Below are 26612 nucleotides of genomic sequence, written 5' to 3' on the forward strand. Positions count from 1 at the left end.
TATGAAAAAGTCATATATAGGATTAGCTTTCATTATTTTAATTTTTGGAATTTGGGTAGTCAAAGAAATTAATGCACGTTATTATTCAAAATCGGATTTATTTGAAATTGGTTCAGCACCCAGATTCGAATTAACAAATCAAGACGGAAAAATAGTAACTGATCAAGATTATCTGGGAAAAGTTTATGTGTTAGAATTTTTCTTTTCTACTTGCCCAACTATTTGTCCAAAAATGAATCAAAACATGTTGAAGTTACAAGATGAGTTTGGTGGTAATGAAAACTTTGGAATTGCTTCAATTACAATTAATCCTGAAAATGATTCTCCAGAAGTTTTAAAAGAGCATGCTAAACATTTAGGAGTAACCATGAATTCTTGGAATATGTTAACGGGAGATAGAAATTATATTTATGATTTGTCAAACAAAGGCTTTAATTTGTATGCGAAAGAAAATAAAAATGTTTCTGGCGGATTTGAGCATTCTGGTTTGTTTGCCCTAATCGACAAAGAGGGGAATATTCGTTGCAGAAAAGACGAGTTTGGAAACCCTATTTTGTATTACGACGGAATTGAAGAAAGTGGCATTAAAGCGATTAAAGAAGATATTAAAATTTTATTAGAGGAATAATGGAAAATAATACAGTTGAAACAAAATATAATAAATGGATAACTATTTTATCTATAGCAATCCCAATTGCTGTGGCTGCTCTTTTTGGAGTAAGCTTCAAAAGATTAGGAATCGATGTAGAACCTTTTACTTTCTTGCCTCCTATTTACGCAACAATAAACGGATTAACAGCTGTAATTTTAGTTGTAGCAGTACTTGCTATTAAAAACGGAAATAGAAAATTACATGAAAACTTAATGAAAATAGCCATAGGTTGTTCTATTGCGTTTTTGTTAATGTATGTGGCATATCACATGTCGGCAGAATCTACAAAGTATTTGGGCGATTATAAAGCTTTGTATTTCTTTATTTTAATTTCACATATTGTATTTTCGATTGCGATTATTCCTTTGGTTTTAATTACGTATGTAAAAGCATTAGCACAACGATTCGACAAACACAAAAAGATTGCAAAAATTACATTTCCTATTTGGTTATACATTGCAGTTACTGGTGTTATAGTTTATTTAATGATTTCTCCTTATTATGCATAATTTAGAAAATAGAGAAAAGAACATAGAATATAGAAAATCTAGATATTTAAGGCGAGTTTTGCTTCTTTTTTCTTTTTTCTATTCTCTATATTCTTCTTCTCAATGTGCTATGTGTAGAGCGGCTTTAGAAAGCGAAGAAAGTACAGCGCAAGCAGAAGGTATAAATAATGGTATTATTTTTTTAATGGTTCTACCTTATATCTTGGTTGCAATTGCAGGATTTGCAATTTATAAGATTAAGTATGGGAAGAAGAAAGATTATTAATCCAATCCATCAATCTTAACACTTACTCTCCCAGAAGTGGTTAAGAAAGCAATAATTGCTTTATCGGTTAATTCTACTTTTTCAAATTCTATAGAAGTAAAAGCGCCATTTATAAAAACGCCTTTTGTTGGTGAGTAATTATTTAGATAACCAGCCAAAGTAGTTTCGCCTTCTGCAAGATTTTCTTTAATAGAGTAACGACAATTTTCCTGAATTTTTCTCAAAACAGTTCCTTGCGCTAACCAGTTTGCAGATTTTAATAAAACACTTTTTGTGTTTAAAACATAATCGAGTTGGTCAAAATAGATTTCTTTTGTAATGGCATTGTAATTTGGATAACCCGACAAGTAAATGGTTCCATTTACACTACCTGTTAAATCTAATGCAATAATTAATTTACTGTCTTTTTGCCAAATTTCAACATTTTGAACGGTTACTTTTTTACTTCCAGAACCAAACTCTTGACCTTTAAAATTCTTAGTAATAACTTTAGATGCACTTGCATAAGTAGAAACTGTAGCAAGTGAAAGTTCAACTTTATCTGGCATACTTAAAACTGGTTTAAGTATAATTTTATTTCGGTCAAAATTATTTTTAGGTTCATCGCCTACCATTGTTTGTAAAGTGCATTTTAAACCCATATCCATTTTAATAGATTTGTTGTTTAATTTTGCATTGGTTGTGTAAAGTTCTACAGGAATTAATTTAAACCAAGTTTCATATTCATCATTTACCTTTGTTGGTTTACTAATGGTTTCTAAGGCATCTAATACGTAAGGTTTAAAATCACATGTTTCGTCTATTGCTTTATCAATTTCGGTAGCAATTGTCTTTTTAAAATAACTAATAGTTGGATTTACTAAATATGTTATAGGTACAAGTTTACCAGCAATAACAATTGATGGGCTTTCATTCCACTTTAAATCAATAATTTTTGATTTTGTTGTTAATTTCCAATTCGATAAATGTGGTTTGCTTTCCAAATATAAAACACCATCCATATAAATTTCCTTTGTATCGTTAAGTCCTAAAAATTTTGTTCCATAACGAACTTTGGTCCAAATTTTTAATGGAATTTCTGAAAGTATAGTGCCATTCTCTTCTATAAGTTCAATAGGTCTAGATTTCCATATTTTCATTTGAGTGTCATCATCATCTAAAATAGAATCATGGTAAATTAAACCATCCATATTTTTATTCAATTGCTTTTGAATGTCTTTTAATGAAATCTCAACAGGTAATGAAACAAAAGATGTTTTGTTTTTATAGAGAATAATATTTTCATTTGTAGGTTCTGGTTTTAACGCATCTATTCTTTTGGTAGATGAAGCTCCACAACTACTAAGTGTAATTAATAAAAGTAAAAAAGCACTAAAAATGGTTAACCCCTTCATAAGATTGAATTTTGTGTAAAAATAAAATTTTAAAAGATAGCTGTAACAATTTTCTTAAAAATTGGTCTTATAGTTAAATCGAAAATTTAAAACGATAATGTTACTAAAAAAGATAGTTTTCTTTCTGTTAATTTCGAGTTGTTCTCTTTATGCTCAAGAGAAAAAATGGACACTAGAAGAATGCGTAAACTATGCATTAGAGAATAATGTTTCAGTAAAACAATCAATGTTGGATTGGGAAAGTTCTAAAATTGATAAGTTAGAAGCGTTAGGGAGCTTTTTACCTAATTTAAATGCAAGTTCAAGTTACAATGTAAATACGGGAGCAAATATTAATCCGACTACAAATCAATTTGAGAACTCAACATTTAAATCATTCTCGGCTAATGCTAATTCTTCAATGAATTTATTTAGTGGATTTTCTAATTGGAAAAGATTGCAGAGGTCAAAGCTAAATGCTTTAGCTTCTCAATACAGATTAGAAAAAATGAATGACGATATTGCATTAAATGTCGCAAATAGTTTTCTTCAAATATTATTGCAAAAAGAACAGATTAAAGTTTTAGAAAATCAATTAGAAGTTTCAATTGAAAATAAGAATAGAACCTCTGATTTAATTGAAGCAGGTCAATTGCCCGCAGGAGATATTTTTGAAATTGAAGCAACAATAGCGACTCAAGAGCAACAATTAATAACTGCGAAAAACAATGAATTATTTGCAAAACTAGGATTGGCGCAACTTTTATTAATAGAAGATTATGCAAATTTTGATATTGCTGAGGAAACTTTTTCTCCAGAATTATCACAAGTTTATTCGCAAACACCTGAAGTTATATTTGAAAAATCAAAAGATATTGTAAAAGATATTAAGATTTCTCAATCTAATTTAGATTTATCAAAAAAAGATTTAGGTATAGCTCGTTCAGCATATTATCCAAGATTATCTGGATTTGTAGGTTACAATACTCGTTGGTCAGAAAGTCAAATTTTAACTTTTCATGAACAATTATATTTGTTAGATGGTACAGCGATAGGTTTGCAATTACAAGTACCAATATTTAATGGGTTTTCAACAAGAGCTAGTGTCAAAAGAGCAAAGATAAACGTTAAAAGAAATGAGTTGTTAGTAAAGCAGTCAGAGCTAGATTTAGAGCGTAATGTCTTTCAAGCATATAATGATGCCATTAATGCGCAAAAAGCATTTTTTGCTTCCCAGAAAACAGTAAATGCCAGAAAGCAATCTTATGATTTTTCAAAAGAAAGATATGATGTTGGATTAATGAACAGCTTTGACTATATGCAGGCAAAAAATAATTACGAAAATGCTGAAGCTGATTTAATTCGAGCAAAATACGATTATATATTTAGAACAAAAATTTTAGAATTTTATTTCGGAATTCCTTTAATACAAAATAATTAAACATGTCGAAAAAAACGTTATACATAATAGGTGGAAGTGTAATAGTTCTTATTGCAGCATTGATTGGATTGAAAAAAACAGGTGCGATTGGTAATAATGAAGACGGTAAAGTTGTCGAGATATCAAATGCAAATGAAATGACAATCATTGAAACAGTTTCAGCAACTGGAAAAATTCAGCCTGAAATTGAAGTAAAAATTTCATCTGAAGTTTCTGGAGAAATTATTGAATTGCCTATTCAAGAAGGGCAACAAGTTAAGAAAGGAGATTTATTAGTAAAAATCAACCCAGATATTTATGTTTCTGGAGTTAATCGTACGGCTGCTTCACTTTCTACAACTAAAGCAGGTTTAAGTCAAGCAGAAGCTCAAGTAAAAGAAGCTAAAGCAAATTACGATAGAAATAAAACTCTTTTTGAAAAAGGAATTATTTCAAAATCAGAATGGGATAGAGTAGTATCTGCTTATGAAGTGGCAGTAGCAAATAAGCAATCGGCATATTATAATGTTCAAAGCGCTAGTGCTACCTTAACAGAAGCAAAAGATAACTTAGGAAGAACAACTATTTATGCTCCAGCAGATGGTACAATCTCTTTGCTTTCAGTAGAATTAGGAGAACGTGTTTTAGGTACCCAACAAATGGCTGGAACAGAATTACTTCGTGTTGCAAATTTGAACAATATGGAAGTTGAAGTTGATGTGAATGAGAATGATATTGTTAAAGTAAGTATTGGTGATTCAGCAAAAATTGAAGTAGATGCATATTTGAAAAAGGAATTTAAAGGAATTGTAACAAGTATCTCAAATTCAGCAAGTACTCAGTTAACTGCTGATCAGGTTACCAACTTTAAAGTTAAAGTTCGTATTTTGAAAGAGTCTTATCAAGATTTACTAGAAGGTAAGCCTGCTAATTATTCACCATTCAGACCAGGTATGACGGCAACAGTAGATATCATTACAAAACGAAAAGAAAAAGTTATTGGTGTTCCTATCAGTGCAGTTGTAATTAAAGAAGATACAACTTCTGTTAAAAAGGATATTATTGCTGAACTTGAAAAAGAAGAAAAACAAAATAAAGGAACTTACAATCCCGATAAAAAGTTTGAATGTGTTTTTGTAAAAGTTGGAGATAAAGCAAAACTTAGAGTTGTAAAAACAGGAATTCAAGACGATACAAATATCGAAATTTTAGAAGGACTTAAAAAAGGTGAGGAAGTTATAACCGGACCTTATACAACAGTTTCAAAAGAATTATCATCAAACGATAAAGTTAGAATTGAAGATAAATCTAAAGAGAAGAAAGAATAATTAAGTTGATTTGGGTTAAAAGAGGCACGAAGTAATTCGTGTCTTTTTTGTTTTAATAACTATCAAAGTTTGTATTTTTGCAACTTAAATTGTTAAGATGACATATATTTTAAACATAGAAACAGCTACAAAAAATTGCTCGGTATCTTTAAGTGAAAATGGAGAAACTATCGCATTTAAAGAATTAGCCACTGAAAGTTTTTCGCATGCAGAAAAATTACATGTTTTTATAGCTGATGTTTTAAAAGAAGTTAATCTTAATTTTAAGGATTTAAATGCAATTGCTGTAAGTCAAGGTCCTGGTTCTTATACAGGTTTACGTATAGGGGTTTCAACTGTAAAAGGTCTGTGTTACGCTTTAAGTTTACCAATGATTTCAATTGATACTTTAGCACTTTTAGCTAATCAAATTTCGATTGAGGATGGAATTATTGTTCCTATGATTGATGCAAGGAGACTTGAAGTTTATGCAGCGTTTTATGACAAAAATGGTAATCAAATAAGAGAAATTAAGGCTGAAATTATTGGTGAAAATTCGTATTCTGATATTGCTGAGAAAATACACTTAGTTGGAGATGGTGCACTAAAATTGAAATCTATTTTAACGGATGATAAATTTATTTTTCATGAAAATGTACTATACCCTTCCGCAAAAGAAATGAGCAGCTTAGCGTTTGATAAATACAAAAAAAGCGACTTTGTAGATGTCGCTTATTTTGAACCATTTTACTTGAAAGACTTTGTCTTAAACAAATAAATTATTTTTGTTTTTGAATTTCAACTTGATGTGGATATGGAATTTCAATTCCAGCTGCATCAAGCGCTAATTTAACTTTTTCAGTTGTTTCAAAGTATACATCCCAATAGTGTTCGCCTTTACTCCATGGCCTTACTGCAAAGTTTACTGAGCTATCGGCTAAAGTTAATACATTAACACTTGGTGCTGGTTCTTTTAGAACTTTAGGGTTTGAAGTTAAAACATCCATTATAACTTCTTTTACTTGTTTTATGTCAGAATCATAACTTACGCCAAAAACTAAATCTACTCTTCTTGTACCTTCAGTAGAGTAATTAATGATATTACCATTTGAAAGTGCTCCATTCGGTATAATAATTTCTTTATTTGATAAGCCAGTAAGTTTTGTAGTAAAAATTTCGATTTCTTTTACTGTGCCCATTTCGCCTTGTGCTTCAATTAAGTCACCAATTTTAAATGGTTTGAATATCATAATTAGAACACCACCTGCAAAATTACTTAACGATCCTTGTAATGCCATTCCTACTGCTAAACCTGCAGCGGCTAATACAGCGGCAAAAGAAGTGGTTTCTACCCCTAATTTTGCTAAAATCGCAATAATTAAAAAGATTTTAAGTGCCCAACCAAGAAGATCTAATAAGAATTTTTGTAAACTCTCTTCAATTTCCCGCTTGATCATTAACTTTTTAGCAGCAACCATTAAATATTTTATAATCCAATTTCCGATAAACCAAATTGCAATTGCTCCTAATAAACGTAAACCATAATCAGTAATTAATTCAATAAGTTTTGGTGATAATTCTAAATTTTTTAAATCCATTAATTTTAATTTTTGTTATTATTTGAAAAAATAAAACCTACTAAAAGTAGGCTTAGTTTGTTATGTTAATTGATAATTTTAGTCTATTTCAAATGTAATTTTTACATTTACTCTAAAATCTGTAACTTCTCCATCTGTAACCGAAGCACTCTGTTCTTGTACGTATACAGAACGGATGTTTTTTAATGATTTTGAAGCTTGTGAAACAGCTTTTCTTGTTGCGTCTTCCCAACTTTTATCGGAATTAGCTAAAACCTCTATTACTTTTAATACTGCCATGACTATATATTATTAGTTAATAAAGCTTAAATTTATTCAAAATTTAACTTTTCACAAAATTTATAGGTTTTTGAGTTGTTTATATAATAATTATATAACATCGATTTTACATTAAATTAATAAAATTTGTTCAATTTTGTTAAACATTTTAAAATGCATATTTCATGTAATCTTTGTTTGTTTTTGTCAAAAGATTTATGAAAGAAGCTGTCTTGGCCAGGCAGCTTTCATTTAATGTTTTAGTTATTTCCAGTTAACATTAAATTAACATTGTGTTGTTTTCTTTGCAGCGACAAAAACAACAACACAACATGAAATTTTACAAATGGATAATAGCTAGTGCGCTATTGTTTGCGCTATCTTCATATGCTCAAACAGAAGGTATTAAACCTACACCTTTTGGTAAGGGTATTCTTAATGTAATTGGTAAGGATAGTACTTGGAGCATGAATTTTTCTGCTCGTTTTCAATTTTTATCTGACACACGTTGGGAGGCAACTGATGATAAATTGGTTAATCCTACTCAAGATTTCTTAATCCGTAGATCTCGTTTAAAGTTTGGTGGATTTGTTTATGATAAGCGATTGACATATAAAATTGAATTAGGTTTGTCTAATAGGGATATGTCTGGTACTTCTCAGTTTACAAGTAATACTCCACGATACATTATGGATGCAGTAGCAATGTGGAATTTTTATAAAAATTTTTCACTTTGGGTTGGACAAACAAAACTGCCAGGAAATGTTGAACGAGTAATTTCATCTGCAAATTTACAATTGGTTGATCGTTCGTTATTAAATGGAGCGTTCAATTTAGATCGCGATATTGGAATTCAATTACGACATCATTTTACTTTAGGAAAGAATTTTTTAATACGTGAAAAGCTGGCATTTTCTCAAGGTGAAGGTAGAAATATTACTACCGGAAACTTAGGAGGACACGAGTATACAGCAAGAGTTGAATTGTTGCCATTTGGTGAGTTTAAAAGTGATGGAGATTATTCGGGTTCGGATTTAAAAAGAGAGTCAAAACCGAAATTATCAATCGCTTCAACTTTTGATTTTAATAATAACGCAGTTAGAAATAAATCAAACCAAGGGTCGTATATGGTAAACGATATAGGTTTCTATGAAACTAATGTGAAAACATTGTTTTTGGATGCTATGTTTAAATTTAAAGGGTTTTCTATCATGGGAGAATTTGCAAAAAGAGAAGCTTCTGATCCAATTGCTAAAAATTCTGATGGAACTTTAACGGGTGATATTGTGCAAGTTGGAAATGCATTAAATTTGCAAAGTGGTTATTTATTTAAAAATAATTATGAAGTTGCGTTTCGATATACCAATTTAGATTTGGATAAAAAAATAACTGGAAAAGGCATGCAAGATCAGTATACACTTGGGTTGTCAAAATATATTGTAGGACATAAATTAAAAGTTCAGACTGATTTTAGTTATTTATCCGACGAGGTAAAAACGGATAAAGTTATGTGGCGCCTTCAATTGGATATTCATTTTTAAAATTGATAACATTAATTTAACGTAGAATTCTTTATAAAGATGGAATTTTGCACCGTTTTAAATTAGATAAAAATTATGGAACAAATTTATGGGATAATGCTTGTTGCATTAGCTGTTTTAGCAATAGTTGATTTATTTGTAGGTGTTAGTAATGACGCTGTTAACTTCTTAAATTCCGCTATTGGGTCGAAATCCGTTTCACTTAGAACAATATTGATAGTTGCTAGTATTGGTATTGCAGTTGGAGCTATTTTTTCAAGTGGAATGATGGAAGTTGCAAGAAAGGGGATTTTTGTTCCTGGTGAGTTTTATTTCGATGAAATCATGATTATTTTTATGGCAGTAATGATTACGGATATCTTATTGCTTGATTTTTTTAACACCATTGGCTTACCTACGTCAACAACTGTTTCGGTAGTGTTTGAACTTTTAGGAGCAGCCGTAATTATGGCAGCTATTAAAGTATATAATAGTGGCGATGGGATTGAAACAATTGTTAATTATATTAATACTTCCAAAGCAACTGAAATTATAGTTGGAATTTTACTTTCGGTAGTTATTTCATTTACAGTAGGAGCTATTGTGCAGTATTTTTCGCGTTTAATGCTTACGTTTAATTTTGAGAAAAAAGCAAAATGGGTTGGTGCTGTTTTTGGTGGAATTGCCTTAGCTTCAATTTCGTATTTCATTATTATAAAAGGTCTTAAAGGAACTCCAGTTTATAAAATGGTAAAACCAATACTTGAAGAAAATATTTCTTTAGTATTATTAGGTAGTGGTGTTTTCTGGACAATAGTGTCATTAATTATAGTATCAGTATTAAAAAAGAATATTTATAAAATTATTATTATTGTTGGAACTTTTGCTTTGGCACTAGCTTTCGCAGGGAATGATTTGGTTAACTTTATAGGTGTGCCTATTGCGGCTTGGCAGTCGTATGAAGCTTGGATTGCATCAGGTGCTCCAGCATCAGGTTTTGCCATGTCAGTATTGGCTGAAAAGGTAGATACACCAACAATGTTGTTGATTTTAGCTGGAGCTATAATGGTTGCAACATTATGGTTGTCTAAAAAATCAATGACAGTTTTAGAAACTGAACAAAATTTATCAAGACAATCAGAAGGTGCTGAAAAATATTCATCTAACACAATTTCAAGACTTTTGGTTAGAGGTTCGGTTTATTTAGGTAATGGATTAAGTTTTTTACTACCAAAATCGATTCACCAAAAAATTGATCAGCGATTTGAAGCAATAGAATATAAAGGTAAAAGAAGCGAACAGCCAATGTTTGATATGGTTAGAGCTTCTGTTAACTTGGTGGTGGCAGCAGTTTTGATTTCAGTAGCAACTTCTATGAAATTACCTTTATCAACTACATATGTAACATTTATGGTAGCTATGGGTACTTCTTTTGCTGATAGAGCTTGGGACAGAGAAAGTGCTGTTTATAGAATTGCAGGTGTATTAAATGTAATTGGAGGATGGTTTTTTACTGCAATTGCAGCCTTTATCGCATCAGCAACAGTAGCTTATTTACTATATATAGGTGAGGTTTATGCGTTCTTCGGTTTAATGATTCTAATTGCGATTTTGTTCTACAGAAGTAACCAGATTCACAAGGCAAAACAAATTGAAAAAGATGAAATGAAACAATTGAACAGAGAAGATATTGTAACTATTAATGAAGTTATTAATGAAAGTTCTGATCAAATTGCTAAAATTGTAAGTAAAACAAATTCTATCTATAGCGGAATTGTAGCAGGTTTAAGTTTGCAAGATTTACCATCGCTTAAAGATAACAAGAAGGCGGTTAAGAAATTAGAAAAACAAGTAGACGAACTAAAAAGTAATGTGTACTACTTTATCAAAAATTTAGATGAAACTTCTGTTGAAGGAAGTAAGTTCTATATTTTAACCTTAGGATATTTGCAAGATATTGTACAGTCTATTAGTTATATTTCTAATAATGCATATTCACATATCAACAACAATCATAAACAATTAAAATTTAATCAATTAAGAGATTTAAAGACTATTGAGTTGGAAATTTTAGAATTGTTTAAAGACATTGAAACGGTATTTGGATCTAAGAAATTTGATAATTTAGATAAAGCCTTGTCTGAGAAAGGAAAGGTTTTAGATACTATTTCTGATTTAATTCAGAAACAAATTACACGAATCAGAACAACTGAAAATAGTCCTAAAAACAGTAAATTGTATTTCGGGTTGTTGTTAGAAACAAATGATTTGGTTAAAGCAACGATGAGTTTGTTAGAACTTTTTCAAGAGTTTAACAATCATGTTGAAAGTAAAAAATAATTCTAAATTAACTAAATAACAAAAAGGGTTGCCATTTGGCAACCCTTTTTGTTGTTCTATAATTTTATTTTGGTTAACCATTGATAGCTTCAACTCTCAGTTCATTATCGTTAAGCATTTGTTTAAGCATATTTTCTATTCCATTTTTTAAGGTAAATGTAGATGATGGACAGCCACTACATGCCCCTTGTAAGACAACTTTAACCGTTTTGTCATTGCTATCAAAGGATTCAAACATAATGTTACCGCCATCACTTTGTACTGCAGGTTTTACATATTCTTCAATAATATTTATAATCTGTTGTGATGTAGCGTCTAAATTGTCAAAATAAGATTCTTGTTGCTTAACATGGTTTTTTGTTTCAACAATTAGAGATTCATCTATAACAGTGTTGCCATTTTCAATAAATTCTTTGATAAATGTTCTTATTTCTAAAGTAATTTCGTCCCAATCAGCAATTTCAAATTTGGTAATTGAAATATAATTTTCATCAATGAAAACTTCTTTTATAAAAGGGAACTTAAAAAGTTCTTGAGCAAGAGGCGAAGCTTTTGTTTCATCTATATTCTTACATTCAAGAGGAACTTTTGTTAATAATTTATTTGAAACAAACTTCATTACCGAAGGATTAGGAGTTGTTTCTCCATAAATTGTTACTGGTAACTTTTTAGAGTTGGGCTCTTCAAGTATAACACCTCCGTTTTTAATGAACTCTTCAATTTGATTAGCAACTTCATTTTGTACATCTTCCCATTCAACAATTGAAAATTTTTCGATTGCAATAAAATTACTTGAAATAAATACCGTTTTAACAAAAGGTAAATAGAAAAGTTGTTTGGCTAAAGGTGAGTTTTTTGTCTCGTCAATGTTCTTAAATTCAAAACTTTGTCCTTTTGTGATGAAATTTTCTAGTTCAAATTTAACAATCGACGGATTATTTGTGACTTTTATCGAAATTTTGTGCATTTTGTAACTTGTTTCTACAAAGGTATAAAAGTTTAAAAGGTATTCGTTTTATATTTGCATTTAGACAACATAAATTTAACATTTCATTAAATACAGCTATAATGAAAAAAATAACTACTATTCTTTTTTTATTTTGTTTGAGTTTTTCTATTGGTCAAGTAACAATTGATAACACATTCAATCCATTTCAATTAGCTACTCAAAAATTGGGTGGTGCAGGTGTAACAATTTCAAATGTTAGATTTAATGGAGTTCTAATGAATAATGGAAGCCCTGTTAGAGATCAAGCTGCTTTTTTTGAAAATGGACTTTCTGCAAACATAGGTATTGATGAAGGAGTAATACTTTCAACAGGTAATTCTTTAGTTGCTCAAATTGGTTCTGGATCTCAAGTTGGAAACGCAAGTTCTGCATCAGCAACTCCTCAAGTTGGCGATGTAGATTTAGCAATGTTGATTTCTCAGACTATTAGAAACACTGCAGTATTAGAATTTGACTTTGTGCCGTCAAGTACATCTGTAGAATTTGAATATGTATTTGCTTCTGAGGAATATCCAGAATTTAGTTGCTCATCATTTAATGATGTTTTTGGATTTTTTATTTCTGGCCCTGGAATTTCAGGTCCTTTTTCTAATAGTGCTCAAAATATTGCATTAATTCCCGGAACTACATTGCCAGTTTCAATAAATAATATTAATCCTGGAACTTGTTCTTCTTATCCACAATATTATGTGAGTAATGCTGGATCAACTTTGATTCAATACGATGGGATGACAACTGTACTAACCGCTCAATCTCCTGTGCAATGTGGTCAAACTTATCATTTTAAATTGGCTATTGCTAATGTTGGTGATAATGCTTATGATTCTGCGGTTTTCTTAAAAGCTAATAGTTTACAAAGTTTGCAAGTAGATTTGGGGCCAGATCAATTTTTCTGTAGCTCTACAATTTCATGTTACACTATGACTGCAAATACAAATATTTCAACTGCTGGTTTAGGAACATTAACTTATAATTGGTATTTGGAAGGTGTATTACAAGCAACTACAACAACAAATCAGTATACTGCTTGTACAGCAGGTACTTGGACTGTTGAAATTGTAGGGTATTGTACAACAGATGATATCGAGATTTTCTTCGATTCCGAGCCGATATTAAATTCACCACCTCCGATTTCTGGATGTGCTCCTTTTGATTTAACGTCAATTATACCGGGATTATTATCACCTGCAAATCCAGCGGATTATGTTGTTTATTTTTATGAGGATATAAATGATGCTTTTACAGGGAGTTCTAATTATATAGCAACACCTACGAGTTATACTCCAGGTTTTACAGATATTTTTATTCGTGTAGAGAATAATGGTAATCCTACATGTTATAATGTTGATGAGATTTTACAATTGATAATAGATTGCGCATCACCGTGTAGTTTAACACTAACTTCTGCTGTTTCTTCAGATGCTCAAACAATTTGTTTAACAGATGCACTTGATGATATTATCTTCACTGCAGGAGGAGATGCGACAGATGTTGTTGTTACAAGTGGTTCATTTCCAACAGGAGTGACTGGAGTTTATAATGCTGGGACTTATACTGTATCGGGTACACCTACTCAAACGGGTAGTTTTGCTGTAACCATTTCTACAGTTGGTTGTGCAACAAACATAACACACGATATTACTATTGTAGTAAATGAGCCTTCAGATGCAGGGTTAGATGGAAACACTACAGTATGTGATAATGACACTAATGTTATTGATTTGTATGCATTAATATCAGGAGAACAAACAGGTGGTGTTTGGACACAAACATCAGGTGTAGGAGGTACTTTTGATGCTACTGCTGGGACATATACACCGGCTTTAGGAGCAACGACTTCAACTTTTGAATATACGATTACTGGAGCTGCACCATGTCCAGATGATGTGAGTGTTGCAACAATAACAATAGTACCTCAAGCAAATGCTGGTACAGATGGCGCTACCACAACGTGTGAGAGTAGTTCAACAGCAATAGATTTATTTTCATTGCTTACAGGAGCACAAACAGGTGGAACTTGGACCCAAACTTCTGGAACAGGAGGTACATTTAATGCTGGGGCAGGAACGTATACACCAGCGTTAGGCGCCACGACTTCTACATTTGAGTATACTATTACAGGTACGCCACCGTGTGTGGATGATGTGAGTGTAGTTACAGTTACTATTACAGCAACACCAGATGCAGGTAATGATAATTCAATAACATTATGTAGCACTAGTTCTTCTGTAGATTTATTTACAGTATTATTAGGTTCACCAGATTTAGGCGGGACTTGGTCGCCAGCCTTAGCAAGTGGAACAGGAGTTTTTGATCCGGCAGTAGACACAGCAGGTGTTTATACATATACGATAGATATTCCAGGATGTACCATTGCATCAGCAGCTATAACTGTTACAATTAATGCGCAACCCGACGCGGGATTAGATGGGGCTACCACAGTTTGTGATAGTGATACAACAGCCATAGATTTGTTTGCTTTACTTACAGGAGCGCAAACAGGAGGAGTTTGGACACAGACTTCAGGAACAGGTGGAGTGTTTAATGCAGCAGCAGGAACTTATACACCAGCTTCAGGAGCAACTACATCTACTTTTGAATACACACTAACAGGTGTAGCACCATGTGTAGATGATATGAGTGTGGTTACCGTAAACATCAACGCACAACCTGATGCAGGGTTAGATGGCGGAGTTACCATATGTGATAACGATACGAATGTTATTGATTTATTCTCGTTAATCACAGGAGAACAAACAGGTGGCGTTTGGACACAAACTTCAGGTACTGGTGGGACGTTTGATGCAGCAGCAGGAACTTATACGCCAGCTTCAGGGGCAACGACATCAACATTTGAATATACACTAACAGGAGTAGCACCATGTATTGATGATGTAAGTGTAGCTACTATAACAATAAATGCACAACCCGATGCTGGATTAGACGGAAATACAACGATTTGTGATAACGATACAGCAGCAGTTGATTTATTTGCTTTACTTACAGGAGCGCAAACAGGTGGAGTTTGGACACAGACTTCAGGAACAGGTGGAGTGTTTAATGCAGCAGCAGGAACATATACACCAGCACCTGGAGCGACGACATCAACATTTGAATACACACTAACAGGTGTAGCACCATGTGTAGATGATATGAGTGTGGTTACCGTAAACATCAACGCACAACCTGATGCAGGGTTAGATGGCGGAGTTACCATATGTGATAACGATACGAATGTTATTGATTTATTCTCGTTAATCACAGGAGAACAATCAGGAGGAGTTTGGACACAGACCTCAGGAACTGGTGGAGTATTTAATGCAGTAGCAGGAACGTACACACCAGCACCAGGAGCAACAACATCTACATTTGAATATACACTAACAGGAGTAGCGCCTTGTGTTGATGATGTAAGTGTAGCTACTATAACAATAAATGCACAACCTGATGCGGGATTAGATGGTTCAACATCGGTTTGTGATAGTGATACAACAACAATAGATTTATTTGCTTTACTTACAGGAGCGCAAACAGGTGGCGTTTGGACACAGACATCAGGAACAGGAGGAGTATTTGATGCAGCAGCAGGAACTTATACACCAGCCTCAGGGGCAACGACATCAACATTTGAATATACACTAACAGGAGTAGCACCATGTGTTGATGATACAAGTATAGTAACAGTTACTATTACAGCACAACCCGACGCAGGATTAGACGGAAACACAACGGTTTGTGATAATGATACAACAACAGTTGATTTATTTACTTTACTTACAGGAGCGCAAACAGGAGGAGTTTGGACACAGACCTCAGGAACAGGTGGAGTATTTAATGCAGCAGCAGGAACTTATACTCCAGCTTCAGGAGCAACGACATCTACATTTGAGTATACTCTAACAGGTGTAGCACCGTGTATAGATGATACAAGCGTAGTGACGATAAATATCAACGCACAACCTGATGCAGGGTTAGATGGAGCAACAACAGTTTGTGATAACGATACGAATGTTATTGATTTATTCTCGTTAATCACAGGAGAACAATCAGGTGGCGTTTGGACACAAACATCAGGAACAGGCGGAGTATTTGATGCAGTAGCAGGAACGTACACACCAGCACCTGGAGCAACATCATCTACATTTGAATATACACTAACAGGAGTAGCGCCTTGTATTGACGATGTAAGTGTAGCTACTATAACAATAAATGCACAACCCGATGCTGGATTAGACGGAAACACAACAGTTTGTGATAACGATACAACAACAATTAATTTATTTGCTTTACTTACAGGAGCGCAAACAGGAGGAGTTTGGACACAGACCTCAGGAACAGGAGGAGTGTTCGATGCAGCAGCAGGAACTTATACGCCAGCTTCAGGGGCAACGACATCAACATTTGAATATACACTAACAGGTGTAGCGCCATGTATAGATGATACAAGCGTAGTTACGATAAACATTAACGCACAGCCCGATGCAGGATTAGATGGGGCTATCACAGTTTGTGAGAGTGATACAGCAGTGATTGATTTATATGCTTTAATATCAGGTGAGCAAGCAGGAGGTGTTTGGACACAAACTTCAGGAACAGGAGGAGTATTTGATGCAGTAGCAGGAACGTATACACCAGCACCTGGAGCAACGACTTCAACATTTGAGTATACACTAACAGGCGTAGCGCCATGTATAGATGATACGAGTGTGGTTACAATTACAGTCAATCCTGATGCTGAAATAACTTTAATGACTGATATTACAACAACAGATCAAGAGTTATGTCAAGGTACAGCTATCTCAACTATAGAGTATGAATTATCTAATGGAGCCACTGGAGTTATTGTTGCAGGTTTACCAGCAGGTATAACTTACACCATCAACGGTAATATAGTTACTATTTCAGGAACGCCTACAGATTTAGTTGGCGTATATAATTATTCAGTTACTACAACAGGAGGTTGTTCGAGTGATATGGAAAGCGGTAGTATTGAAATAACAAATGGAGTATTACCGACTTTTGATCCAATGCCAGATATTTGTGAAGGAAGTGGATATTCATTACCGACAACATCAACAAATGGTATTACAGGAAGTTGGTCTCCAGCTTTTGATAATACACAAACAATGATGTATACTTTCACTCCTGATGCTGGACAATGTGCAATACCAACAACAGCTACAGTAACTATTATTGAAAAACCTGTATTAACAATAAATAATCCATTGCCAATAACTTTATGTGATGGAGAGTTTTTACATGTAGACTGGACAAGTAATGTAGCGGGTACTACCTTAACGTATACGGCTTCTAGCAATAATGTTACTTATCCTAGTAATGGAGATCAAAGTACATTAGATCAAGTTTTATCATTAATAAATTCGGATCAGATAGGCGATATTACGATAACAATTACCCCTTTTGCTAATGGCTGTTCAGGAGATGCGATACAAGTACCAGTTCGAATCAATCCAAATCCGGTTATAAGTTCTGTTTCAGTAGATCAGAATACGATTTGTTCAGGCAATGAAGTTACTTTTACTGTAACGAGTAATTTAGGAGGAACGACTTACGATTGGTCGGTAATAAATAATACCGGAGTTACTGTTGTGGGAGGCGTTACAAGTGGAACGATAACTACAGGTACATTAATGTTAGTATTAGAGAACTCTACACCTGGATTATCAGGAACAATAGAAGTTGAGTTTACACCTTATAGAGATGGATGTCCAGGAGCGACAGTAGTGAGTGAAGTAATTACTGTTAATCCTATTCCGGGAGTTCCAAACGGATTACCAGAATATTACATATGTGATGGAGAAGCTACGCCGATGAGTATCACTTCAGATCCATTTGTAGCGGGGACAGAATTGATATATGATGTTGTAGATTATTATAATGTAACGGGATATAGTTCAGGCGGACCATTACCGGAGCCATTATTAATAGAGGATGTTTTAACATTAACAGATTCCTATGTTCAAGGTTATGTGGTTTACCGCATTTGGGCTACATTAAATGGATGTGATGGAGAGTATAGAGACTTTACGGTTTATGTAAATCCTAATCCACAACCGGTTTTAACAGATGGTGCGATATGTGTTAATGATATAGGAACAGTTTTCCAAACGTATTGGTTAACAGTTGAAGGATTACCAGGGACAAATTATCAGTATACATGGTATGAGTCATCAGATCCAGTTAATCCTATTGCAATAACAGGAGTTCCAAGTTTAGAGGTAGCTGTAGCGGGTAGTTATTATGTAGTGGTAAGAGATTTAAGTTCAACGGACACTTCATGTGAGGGTACTTCAAACACAGTAAGTGTAATAGAGACCAATCCAGCGACAAGTTTTATCACAACGGTAACTGATGCATTTAATGATAACGCAACAGTTGTTGTTACGGTAACAGGAGGAAATGGTATGTTATTGTATCAGATAGATGGTGGAGCATTCCAAGAATCGAATGTGTTTACAGGAGTAAGTGCAGGAGAACATGTTATTACGGTTATCGATTCACAAGGGTGTACTTATTTACAAGAGACAGTATTGGTGATAGATTATCCAAACTTCTTTACACCAAATGGAGATGGATATAATGATACATGGAATATAATAGGTTTAAACCAACCAGAGGCGAAGTTGTACATTTTTGATAGATACGGTAAGTTAATCAAGCAATTAAGTACAGTAGGACCGGGTTGGGATGGAACGTATAATGGTGAGCAATTACCATCGACAGATTACTGGTTTAGTTTAGAATATATGGAAAACGGAGTAGCTAAAGAGTTTAAAGCACACTTCGCAATGAAGAGATAAATTTTTAAAGAAAGATGGTTGTAAAGTAAAAATTTATATCTTTGAGAAATTTCCAAAAAAAGGTCCTGAATTTAAAATATAAAATTTAAGAATGAAGTTTTTAAAAATTAGTTTAGTTTTAGCGTTTATTCAGTTTCAATTCACTTTTGCACAAGAAGGTATTGCTGTGTATACGGATTATTTATCAGATAATTATTATTTAATACACCCTTCAATGGCCGGAGCTGCAAATTGTGGTAAAGTAAGATTAACAGCTCGTCAACAATGGTTAGGGCAAGAAGATGCTCCCGCTTTACAAACTTTAAGCTTTAATACTTCTGTAGGAGAAGATGGTGTTTCAGGATTGGGGATTATTGCCTTTAATGATAAAAATGGTTATCATTCACAAAAAGGAGCAAAAATAACTTATGCACATCATATTCGTTTTTCAAGGAATACGATTGATTTAAATCAATTGTCATTTGGTTTAAGTGCAGGATTTGTTCAAAGCCAATTAGATGAAACCGAATTTACTACATTTGACCCAGTTGTATTTGGGGGTATTTATCAAAAATATAATTATTTTAATGTTGATTTAGGAGCTTCATATCATTATATGGACTTTTTTACTCATGTAACAATTAAAAACTTTTTAGCTAACCGTAGAGAGATTTATACTGAAGGTTTTGAATCTGACAACTTAAGAAAAATTCTTTGGAGTGCTGGTGCTGTTTTTGGTGATGCTGATAGATTATTATTTGAACCTTCATTAATGTTTCAATACACTCAAGAAACCACTGAAAAAGCTATTGACTTAAACTTAAAAGTATATAAAGCAATGGATTTTGGCCGTTTATGGGGAGGTATATCATACAGAAGAAGTTTTGATGGTGCTGAATATTTGAATGGTGAAGAAGTAAAGGAGCAAAAATTACAATGGATTTCTCCAATAGTTGGTTTAAATTATAAAAAGTTTATGTTTGCATATACTTATTCTCATATTTTAGGAGATATTAAGTTTGACAATGGAGGGTTTCATCAATTGACTTTAGGTATTGACGTATTTTGTAAAGATAATGCATGGGATTGTAATTGTCCTGCTGTTAACTAAGAAAATAATTTATTATTATACTTTGTCCCGATTTTTTTCGGGACATTTTTTTTAAATATTTATTATGATCATAAAGAAAGTAAATGGTAGTTCCCCAAAAATACCATCAGATTGTTATGTAGCTGAAAATGCAACAATTGTTGGGAATGTATCTCTAGGAGAAAATTGTAGTGTTTGGTTTAATGCAGTAGTAAGAGGAGATGTAAATAAAATTACAATAGGAAATAAAGTTAACATTCAAGATGGTGCAGTAATTCATTGTACGTATCTAAAGCATGCAACAATAATAGGAAATAATGTGTCTATTGGACATAATGCAATAGTTCATGGTTGTACAATTCATAATAACGTTTTGATTGGTATGGGTGCAATTGTTATGGATGGATGTATTGTAGAAAGTAATTCAATTGTTGCAGCTGGATCAGTTGTTACTCAAAATACTATTGTAGAGAGTGGAACAATTTATGCAGGAATACCAGCCAAAAAAGTAAAAGAGTTAAACGCAAGTGATTTTGCAGGTGAAATTGAACGAATTTCAAACAATTATATTATGTATTCTTCCTGGTTTAAAAATGAAGATTAATCTAGAAATCTAAATAATTTACATTTTTATTTGAACCAAGGATATTTTGTAATACAGTAGGGTTAACATTTGTATAAAAGAATTGAGTACTATTAGTAGAATTTTTTAATAATCCCTTTTGATCTAAAATACTTTTTGTTTGTTTTGCAACTGCTTCTCCCGAATCAATAATTTTAATGTTTTGAGGTAAGATTTTTTCAATTTGTGGAATTAAGTAAGGATAATGACTGCAACCTAATACTAAATAGTCAATATTTTGTTTGATCATGGGCTCAAGGTAACTTTCAAGTAATTCAGTCATCTCTGGTGAATTGATGCTTCCTTCTTCAATGAGTTGAACTAATCCATGTCCAATTTGCTCAATAATATTTACATCTGTAAAGTTTTTAGCTTTTTCATGAAAAAGTTCACTGTTTAAAGTACCTTTAGTAGCGAGTATTCCGATTTTATGTGTTTTTGATTGATTTGCAGCTGGTTTAATAGCTGGTTCAATCCCTATAAATGGAACATTGTATTTTTGTCGTAATTCTTGAATAGCATTTGTAGTAGCTGTATTACAAGCTACTACTATAATTTTACAATTTTGTTCTAAAAGAAATTCTGTATTTTTGAAAGACAATTCAATTATTTCATCTTTTGATTTAACGCCATAAGGAGCGTTTTTACTATCAGCCAAGTAAATTGTATTTTCATTTGGTAAAAGAGTGTGTATCTCTCTCCAAATTGATGTACCTCCTACACCAGAATCGAATAGTCCAATTGGATTTTCATTTGACATACACAAATGTAAAAAAAAACTGTCCAATTTATATGTATAAACTGGACAGCTCTAAAATGTTTTTTTAAAATATTAGAATCCTAATTCTTTTTTAACGTCAGCTAATAAATCAGTTCCATTTGCAACAAGAACTCCGCTTCCTGTAGTTGCGTCTAATACATAATTAAAACCTTTTGCCGCAGCAACTTTTTGAATAGCAGCTTGAGCTTTTTCTAAAATAGGTTTTAATAAATCCATTTCTTTTTGTTGTAACTCTTTTGCAGCACTTTGTTGGTATTGCTGAATACGATTACCCATATCTTGCATTTCTTTTGAACGAGATTCATTTACAGCTTCGCCTGCTGTTGGAGCTTCTTGCTCGTATTTTTGCAATTTAGTTTGGTACTCTTGTACCATAGTTTTATATTCTTTGTCGTAATTGTCTTGAATCGTTTTTAACTGCGATTGTGCAGTCTTCATCTCTGGCATATTCGACATTAAAGCTTGAACATCAATATGTGCTACTTTTGTTTGAGCTGACATTTGCGATCCTACAAATAAAACTAATGCAATAACTAAAGTTTTTAATTGTTTCATGTTTATTAAATAATTAATTGGGTTTTAAAAAAATTTATTCACTCTCTTTTTCTTCTTCTTTGGCTTTTTTTGCAGCTTCTCTTTCTTCAAGAATTTTTTTTCTTTTTTCTTCTAATGCTTTTTTGCGTTCTTCTAATTTTTTCTTACGCTCTTCTTCTATTTGCTTTCTTTTTTCTTCAACTGAAAGTTCTTTAGAACCACTTTCTAAATCATTATTATCCTTTTTATCTGATTCTTTAATTTCAGTTTCTTTAGTATCATTTTCAATTACCGTGCCATTTTTTTTAGCTTCCCTTTCTTCAAGAGTTTTCTTTCTTTTTTCTTCAGCTGCTCTTTTACGTTGTGCTACTAAACTATCGCGTTGTGCTTTTTTTTCAGCCATTAACTTTTCTCTTGCAGCTTTTCTTTCATCTAAAATACGTTGTCTCTCTGCTAAATCTGGATTTTCATCTTGCATATCTTCCAAAGCTTCTTTGGCATCTTGCTCTTTTAACTGTTTTTTAGATAATTGTTCTCTCTTTTCAGCTCTAGTTAAAGCACGTATGACTTGATCGCTAATATCATGTCTTTGTGCTGCGAATAGCATAGTTAAATCTGAAGATTTGTCAAAGATAAAATCGTATTTTTTCTTATCAGCAATATCTTGTATGATTGTGAAAATTTGATCTTGAATTGGCTTAACTAAAGTGCTTTTTTGAATAATTAAGTCACCTTTTGGCCCAAATCTTTTTTCTTGGTAGTCTAACAATTCTTTTTCTTCAAAAGCAATCTCTTCTTCTCTTTCTTCTATAAGCTCTTTTGTTAAAAGGGAACGTTCAGCTTGTAAAGCGTCTTTTAGTTTTGTGATTTCACCTTTTTTAATTTCAATTTCTTGTCTCCATTTAACAACTTTTTGATCAAGTTGATTTTTAGCTTCAGCATAATCAGGTACTTTGTCTAAAATATAATTCATGTCAATATACCCAATACGTACTCCTCTACTTTGAGAAAAGGATAAAGTAGTTACCAATAGAATAATAGAAAGAAGAATTTTTCTCATGTGTATGTTTTTAAAATTGGGTGGAACAAAATCTTTCCAAAATTTTCGAAAGATAATAAATATTTATGAGTTCCTTGTGCATATTAAAAACGGATATTTTTTAAAATTGTTGTCCTATAATAAAGTGTGTTTGCCATCCACTTTTAATTCCAGTTCCTGGAACATTATCAAATCCATGAGCAAAATCTATTCCTAGTAATCCAAAAGCAGGCATAAATACACGTAATCCGAATCCTGCAGAACGTTGTAAATTAAATGGGTTGAATTCTTGAAAATCATTAAAAGCAGCTCCTGCCTCTAAAAATGATAATCCATAAATAGATGCAGCTGGAGCAAGCGTGATAGGGTATCTAAGCTCAACTGAAAACTTATTGTAAATTGTACCACCATCAGTAGTAGACAATGAATTGTTAGGATAACCTCTTAACTGAACATTTTCTCTACCATCTAAAGAAAAGTTTGCTAAACCATCTCCACCAACATAAAAACGTTCAAATGGAACAACTCCTCTTTCACTATTGTAAGCCCCCATGAAGCCGAATTCTCCTAAAGTTCTTAGTACAAATTTATCATAAACTCTTGTATACCAATCTGCTTTGAATTTTACTTTGTAATATTCTAACCAATTAAATCTTTTTTGGTCGTATTTTGCTCTATTTAATGCGGCATCATTTGGGTCTGCCACTGCATCTCCATTTTCAGCTAAATAAGAATTATTTGGAACCCAGTTATTATTTGAATTAAAATATCCAGGTCCTTGATAGAACACTTTATAACTAGGATCATTTTTTAAATCCCCATAATCAATTCCATTAAATAATGAATAAGGTAAAGTAAATTTAGTTGTTATACTGAACTCAGACCCATAAGTTGGGTAAATAGGATTGCTACCTTTACTGTTTCTGCTTAAACCAACTGTAAATGCTAAGTTTCTTGAGGCACCATCACCAAAAGTGAATAGACCAGTATTATAATTATTTAAATCATAATATTGAAAAGATGCACTTGTAGAAAGTGTAAAATAATCATCTGGAACTTTTAATCTTTTGGCAACACCTGCTGATAGTGATGTAATATTAAAACTTTGATCTCTTGTTACATCTCTTGTAGAATAATTATATAAAAACTGCTTACTGTGAGATAATGAAGCAAAAAAGTTTATTGGTTTTTTACCTCCCAACCAAGGTTCAGTAAATGATAAACTGTACGTTTGGAAGTATGAACTTCCTTGTAGTTGTAGAGCTAATTTTTGACCATCTCCCATAGGAAGAGGTTTATAAGCATCCTTGTTAAATATATTTCTTGCTGAAAAGTTATTAAAAGAAAGCCCTAATGTTCCAATAAAGCCTCCTCCACCGTAACCACCTTGAAGTTGAATTTGACTTGAACCTTTTTCAACAACATTATATTCAATATCGACTGTCCCAGCTTGAGGGTCTACATTTTTAAAATCAGGTTTAATGTTTTCTGCATCGAAAAATCCTAGTTGACCAATTTCTCTGATTGAACGAACTAAAAGCTCTTTACTATATTTTTGACCTGGTTTTGTTCTTAACTCACGATAAATTACATGGTCATTAGTTCTGTCATTTCCTACAACGGTTATTTTATTAAAATAAGCAATTGGACCTTCTGTAATTCTTATTTCAAAGTCAATTGTATCGTTGTAAGTTTTAACTTCAACTGGGTTTATTGTTGAAAATAAATAGCCATTGTTTTGATATAAATTCGTGATATCTTCACCATCTGGCTTAGAATTGTCGGCAATTCTTTTTTGAAGTAAAACGCCATTATAAACATCACCTTTTTTAATTCCTAAAAGCTGATTTAATTGCCTTTCGTTGTATACAGTATTTCCTATAAAACGAATATTTCCGAAATAATATTTTTTACCTTCTTCTAAGTTTACTTTAATAGCAATTGTATTATTTTTATTGTCATAAGTCACAGAGTCAGATGTTACTCTAGCATCTCTGTATCCATTTTCTTTATATTTTTCAATAACGGCTGTTAAGTCTTCTTTGTACTTATCCTTAATGTATTTTGAGCGTTTAAAAATTCTGAAAACACTGCGTTCTTTTGTGTTTTTAAAAGCTTTCTTGAGTTTAGAATCTGAAAGTTGCTCATTACCATTAAAATGAATCGATTTAACTTTTACTTTATCACCTCTGTCAATGCTAACAAGCATTTTAACTTCTGTGTCTGTAGAGTCAGGAATGGTAGTTATCATAACTTTAGAGTTGTAATAACCATCCTTTCTATATTTGTTTTCGATATAATTTTTTGTGGTGGTAATTAAATTTTCATTTACAATTTTACCTTTTTTAAGATCTGTTTCTTTAAGTAAATCTTCTGCTTTTCCTTTTTTAATTCCTTGGATTTTTACATCAGAAAGTTTAGGTAATTCATGAAGATTTAATTCCAAGAAAATACTATCACCTTGGATTTTATTTACATAAAAGTTTACGTCTCTAAATAATCCTAACTTCCATAGCTTTTTAATAGCCGCACTAATATCAGAGCCAGGAACAATTATTTTTTGCCCTTTTTCAAGTCCAGTAAATGTTACTACTGTTTGTTCACTATATTGAAACTTTCCGGTTACTTCAACGTCGGCTAAAATATATTGCTTACCGTTTTCAAGTTTTATGTCTTGGGCTATTATTGTATTGCTATATCCTAAAATTAATAAGGCTAATAGTAATTTTAAACTATTTTTAAACATTCTGTAAATACTAAAGTTGTTCACTTGTTTTTCCAAATCTTCTCTCTCTATTTTGATAGCTAATGATGGCTTCATATAAATTATTTTCATCAAAATCTGGCCATAACACATCTGTAAAATAAAATTCTGCATATGCTATTTGCCATAATAAAAAATTGCTAATCCTATGCTCACCACTTGTTCTAATTACTAAGTCTACATCTGGTAAGTTATGGGTGTAAAGATGCTGATTAATAATTGTATCGTCAATAGCTTCAATAGAAATTATATTATTTTTAACTTTATCACTAATTTTTTTAACAGCTTTAACGATTTCATCTCTAGAGCCGTAGCTTAAGGCTAAAGTTAATGTCATCCTTTTGTTTTCGGCTGTTTTTGAAATTACTTCTTCTAATTCTTGTTGAACTTTTGCAGGTAAATTTGTTAAATTCCCTATTGCATTTAAACGGATATCATTATCCTTTAATGTCTTTAATTCTTTCTTTAAAGAGGAAATTAAAAGCTTCATTAAAGTATCGACTTCAAACTTTGGTCTGTTCCAATTCTCCGTAGAAAAAGCATATAATGTCAAATTTTCAATACCTAATCTTGCACAAGTCTCAACAACAACTCGTACAGATTTTGTCCCTTTTTCATGGCCTAATGTTCGTAATAAGCCTTGTTTTTTTGCCCAACGACCATTTCCGTCCATTATTATGGCAAGGTGCTTGGGTAAGGTTTTAATATTTATTTGACTTTTTAATTCCATT

Annotated in this window: 20 protein-coding genes; 11 read left to right on the top strand and 9 right to left on the bottom strand. The window is 32.3% G+C overall.

The window, feature by feature from the left end; all coding sequences use genetic code 11:
* Position 1: 1 nt before the first annotated feature.
* Genes KK2020170_RS05205 through KK2020170_RS05215 form a run of 3 tightly spaced genes read left to right on the top strand, consistent with a single transcriptional unit; the run spans position 2 to position 1426 of the window.
* Positions 2–628: an SCO family protein gene (locus tag KK2020170_RS05205; RefSeq protein WP_221259763.1), complete on the top strand. Its 627-nt coding sequence runs from the start codon at positions 2–4 to the stop codon at positions 626–628.
* Positions 628–1161 (top strand): DUF420 domain-containing protein, encoded by a 534-nt coding sequence (locus KK2020170_RS05210; RefSeq protein ID WP_221259764.1) that lies wholly within the window; start codon positions 628–630, stop codon positions 1159–1161. Before KK2020170_RS05205 ends, KK2020170_RS05210 begins: the two co-directional genes overlap by 1 nt.
* Positions 1154–1426 (top strand): hypothetical protein, encoded by a 273-nt coding sequence (locus KK2020170_RS05215; RefSeq protein ID WP_221259765.1) that lies wholly within the window; start codon positions 1154–1156, stop codon positions 1424–1426. The genes KK2020170_RS05210 and KK2020170_RS05215 overlap by 8 nt, the downstream gene beginning before the upstream one ends.
* Here the strand turns inward: KK2020170_RS05215 and KK2020170_RS05220 are convergent.
* Positions 1423–2820, bottom strand: coding sequence for a DUF4403 family protein (locus tag KK2020170_RS05220; RefSeq protein ID WP_221259766.1), 1398 nt, complete (start codon positions 2818–2820; stop codon positions 1423–1425). The genes KK2020170_RS05215 and KK2020170_RS05220 overlap by 4 nt on opposite strands.
* Before the next feature lie 97 nt (positions 2821–2917).
* Here KK2020170_RS05220 and KK2020170_RS05225 point away from each other — a divergent pair, with 97 nt between their 5' ends.
* The 3 genes from KK2020170_RS05225 to tsaB all read left to right on the top strand — a co-directional run bounded on the left by KK2020170_RS05225 (position 2918) and on the right by tsaB (position 6304).
* Entirely contained in the window at positions 2918–4240 is a 1323-nt protein-coding gene (locus KK2020170_RS05225; RefSeq protein WP_221259767.1) for a TolC family protein, read from the top strand.
* A 2-nt stretch (positions 4241–4242) separates the two neighbouring features.
* Complete coding sequence (locus KK2020170_RS05230; protein WP_221259768.1) at positions 4243–5547, top strand: efflux RND transporter periplasmic adaptor subunit; 1305 nt, start codon at positions 4243–4245, stop codon at positions 5545–5547.
* 97 nt (positions 5548–5644) lie between these two features.
* The gene (gene tsaB, locus KK2020170_RS05235; RefSeq protein ID WP_221259769.1) at positions 5645–6304 is read left to right on the top strand and encodes a tRNA (adenosine(37)-N6)-threonylcarbamoyltransferase complex dimerization subunit type 1 TsaB; all 660 of its coding nucleotides are present in this window, start codon (positions 5645–5647) and stop codon (positions 6302–6304) included.
* A gap of 1 nt (position 6305) precedes the next feature.
* Here tsaB and KK2020170_RS05240 read toward each other — a convergent pair whose 3' ends face one another.
* Together KK2020170_RS05240 and KK2020170_RS05245 are read right to left on the bottom strand one after the other, a co-directional pair.
* On the bottom strand, positions 6306–7124 hold the full coding sequence (locus KK2020170_RS05240; RefSeq protein ID WP_221259770.1) for a mechanosensitive ion channel family protein: 819 nt from the start codon (positions 7122–7124) through the stop codon (positions 6306–6308).
* A gap of 78 nt (positions 7125–7202) precedes the next feature.
* Complete coding sequence (locus KK2020170_RS05245; protein WP_221259771.1) at positions 7203–7403, bottom strand: dodecin family protein; 201 nt, start codon at positions 7401–7403, stop codon at positions 7203–7205.
* A gap of 311 nt (positions 7404–7714) precedes the next feature.
* Between KK2020170_RS05245 and KK2020170_RS05250 the strand changes: the two genes are divergently transcribed.
* A complete protein-coding gene (locus tag KK2020170_RS05250; RefSeq protein WP_221259772.1) occupies positions 7715–8923 on the top strand; it encodes a porin in 1209 nt (402 codons plus the stop codon).
* A 75-nt stretch (positions 8924–8998) separates the two neighbouring features.
* Positions 8999–11242: an inorganic phosphate transporter gene (locus KK2020170_RS05255; protein WP_221259773.1), complete on the top strand. Its 2244-nt coding sequence runs from the start codon at positions 8999–9001 to the stop codon at positions 11240–11242.
* Positions 11243–11315: 73 nt separating this feature from the next.
* Here KK2020170_RS05255 and KK2020170_RS05260 read toward each other — a convergent pair whose 3' ends face one another.
* The gene (locus KK2020170_RS05260; RefSeq protein ID WP_221259774.1) at positions 11316–12209 is read right to left on the bottom strand and encodes a NifU family protein; all 894 of its coding nucleotides are present in this window, start codon (positions 12207–12209) and stop codon (positions 11316–11318) included.
* A 101-nt stretch (positions 12210–12310) separates the two neighbouring features.
* Between KK2020170_RS05260 and KK2020170_RS05265 the strand changes: the two genes are divergently transcribed.
* The 3 genes from KK2020170_RS05265 to KK2020170_RS05275 all read left to right on the top strand — a co-directional run bounded on the left by KK2020170_RS05265 (position 12311) and on the right by KK2020170_RS05275 (position 20745).
* Positions 12311–19072: a choice-of-anchor L domain-containing protein gene (locus tag KK2020170_RS05265; RefSeq protein WP_221259775.1), complete on the top strand. Its 6762-nt coding sequence runs from the start codon at positions 12311–12313 to the stop codon at positions 19070–19072.
* A 91-nt stretch (positions 19073–19163) separates the two neighbouring features.
* The gene (locus KK2020170_RS05270) at positions 19164–20162 is read left to right on the top strand and encodes a PorP/SprF family type IX secretion system membrane protein (protein ID WP_221259776.1); all 999 of its coding nucleotides are present in this window, start codon (positions 19164–19166) and stop codon (positions 20160–20162) included.
* 64 nt (positions 20163–20226) lie between these two features.
* Positions 20227–20745: a gamma carbonic anhydrase family protein gene (locus KK2020170_RS05275; RefSeq protein ID WP_221259777.1), complete on the top strand. Its 519-nt coding sequence runs from the start codon at positions 20227–20229 to the stop codon at positions 20743–20745.
* 1 nt (position 20746) lies between these two features.
* Here KK2020170_RS05275 and murI read toward each other — a convergent pair whose 3' ends face one another.
* The 5 genes from murI to uppS form a co-directional block, all read right to left on the bottom strand.
* Positions 20747–21523 carry a glutamate racemase gene (gene murI / locus KK2020170_RS05280; protein WP_221259778.1) on the bottom strand — a complete coding sequence of 259 codons (777 nt, stop codon included), beginning with the start codon at positions 21521–21523 and terminating at the stop codon, positions 20747–20749.
* Between the two features lie 72 nt (positions 21524–21595).
* The gene (locus tag KK2020170_RS05285; RefSeq protein WP_221259779.1) at positions 21596–22099 is read right to left on the bottom strand and encodes an OmpH/Skp family outer membrane protein; all 504 of its coding nucleotides are present in this window, start codon (positions 22097–22099) and stop codon (positions 21596–21598) included.
* Positions 22100–22133: 34 nt separating this feature from the next.
* Positions 22134–23138, bottom strand: a complete 1005-nt coding sequence (locus tag KK2020170_RS05290; protein WP_221259780.1) for an OmpH family outer membrane protein — start codon at positions 23136–23138, stop codon at positions 22134–22136.
* A gap of 100 nt (positions 23139–23238) precedes the next feature.
* Entirely contained in the window at positions 23239–25938 is a 2700-nt protein-coding gene (gene bamA / locus KK2020170_RS05295) for an outer membrane protein assembly factor BamA (protein ID WP_221259781.1), read from the bottom strand.
* Positions 25874–26611, bottom strand: coding sequence for an undecaprenyl pyrophosphate synthase (gene uppS / locus KK2020170_RS05300; protein ID WP_221259782.1), 738 nt, complete (start codon positions 26609–26611; stop codon positions 25874–25876). The genes bamA and uppS overlap by 65 nt, the downstream gene beginning before the upstream one ends.
* Position 26612 lies beyond the last annotated feature (1 nt).

Source organism: Flavobacterium okayamense (assembly GCF_019702945.1).
GTDB classification, from domain to species: domain Bacteria; phylum Bacteroidota; class Bacteroidia; order Flavobacteriales; family Flavobacteriaceae; genus Flavobacterium; species Flavobacterium okayamense.

Coding starts and splice junctions, on each gene's coding strand:
- KK2020170_RS05205 (WP_221259763.1), top strand. CDS start 2: ATGAAAAAGTCATATATAGGATTAGCTTTCATTATTTTAATTTTTGGA.
- KK2020170_RS05210 (WP_221259764.1), top strand. CDS start 628: ATGGAAAATAATACAGTTGAAACAAAATATAATAAATGGATAACTATT.
- KK2020170_RS05215 (WP_221259765.1), top strand. CDS start 1,154: ATGCATAATTTAGAAAATAGAGAAAAGAACATAGAATATAGAAAATCT.
- KK2020170_RS05220 (WP_221259766.1), bottom strand. CDS start 2,820: ATGAAGGGGTTAACCATTTTTAGTGCTTTTTTACTTTTATTAATTACA.
- KK2020170_RS05225 (WP_221259767.1), top strand. CDS start 2,918: ATGTTACTAAAAAAGATAGTTTTCTTTCTGTTAATTTCGAGTTGTTCT.
- KK2020170_RS05230 (WP_221259768.1), top strand. CDS start 4,243: ATGTCGAAAAAAACGTTATACATAATAGGTGGAAGTGTAATAGTTCTT.
- tsaB (WP_221259769.1), top strand. CDS start 5,645: ATGACATATATTTTAAACATAGAAACAGCTACAAAAAATTGCTCGGTA.
- KK2020170_RS05240 (WP_221259770.1), bottom strand. CDS start 7,124: ATGGATTTAAAAAATTTAGAATTATCACCAAAACTTATTGAATTAATT.
- KK2020170_RS05245 (WP_221259771.1), bottom strand. CDS start 7,403: ATGGCAGTATTAAAAGTAATAGAGGTTTTAGCTAATTCCGATAAAAGT.
- KK2020170_RS05250 (WP_221259772.1), top strand. CDS start 7,715: ATGAAATTTTACAAATGGATAATAGCTAGTGCGCTATTGTTTGCGCTA.
- KK2020170_RS05255 (WP_221259773.1), top strand. CDS start 8,999: ATGGAACAAATTTATGGGATAATGCTTGTTGCATTAGCTGTTTTAGCA.
- KK2020170_RS05260 (WP_221259774.1), bottom strand. CDS start 12,209: ATGCACAAAATTTCGATAAAAGTCACAAATAATCCGTCGATTGTTAAA.
- KK2020170_RS05265 (WP_221259775.1), top strand. CDS start 12,311: ATGAAAAAAATAACTACTATTCTTTTTTTATTTTGTTTGAGTTTTTCT.
- KK2020170_RS05270 (WP_221259776.1), top strand. CDS start 19,164: ATGAAGTTTTTAAAAATTAGTTTAGTTTTAGCGTTTATTCAGTTTCAA.
- KK2020170_RS05275 (WP_221259777.1), top strand. CDS start 20,227: ATGATCATAAAGAAAGTAAATGGTAGTTCCCCAAAAATACCATCAGAT.
- murI (WP_221259778.1), bottom strand. CDS start 21,523: ATGTCAAATGAAAATCCAATTGGACTATTCGATTCTGGTGTAGGAGGT.
- KK2020170_RS05285 (WP_221259779.1), bottom strand. CDS start 22,099: ATGAAACAATTAAAAACTTTAGTTATTGCATTAGTTTTATTTGTAGGA.
- KK2020170_RS05290 (WP_221259780.1), bottom strand. CDS start 23,138: ATGAGAAAAATTCTTCTTTCTATTATTCTATTGGTAACTACTTTATCC.
- bamA (WP_221259781.1), bottom strand. CDS start 25,938: ATGAAGCCATCATTAGCTATCAAAATAGAGAGAGAAGATTTGGAAAAA.
- uppS (WP_221259782.1), bottom strand. CDS start 26,611: ATGGAATTAAAAAGTCAAATAAATATTAAAACCTTACCCAAGCACCTT.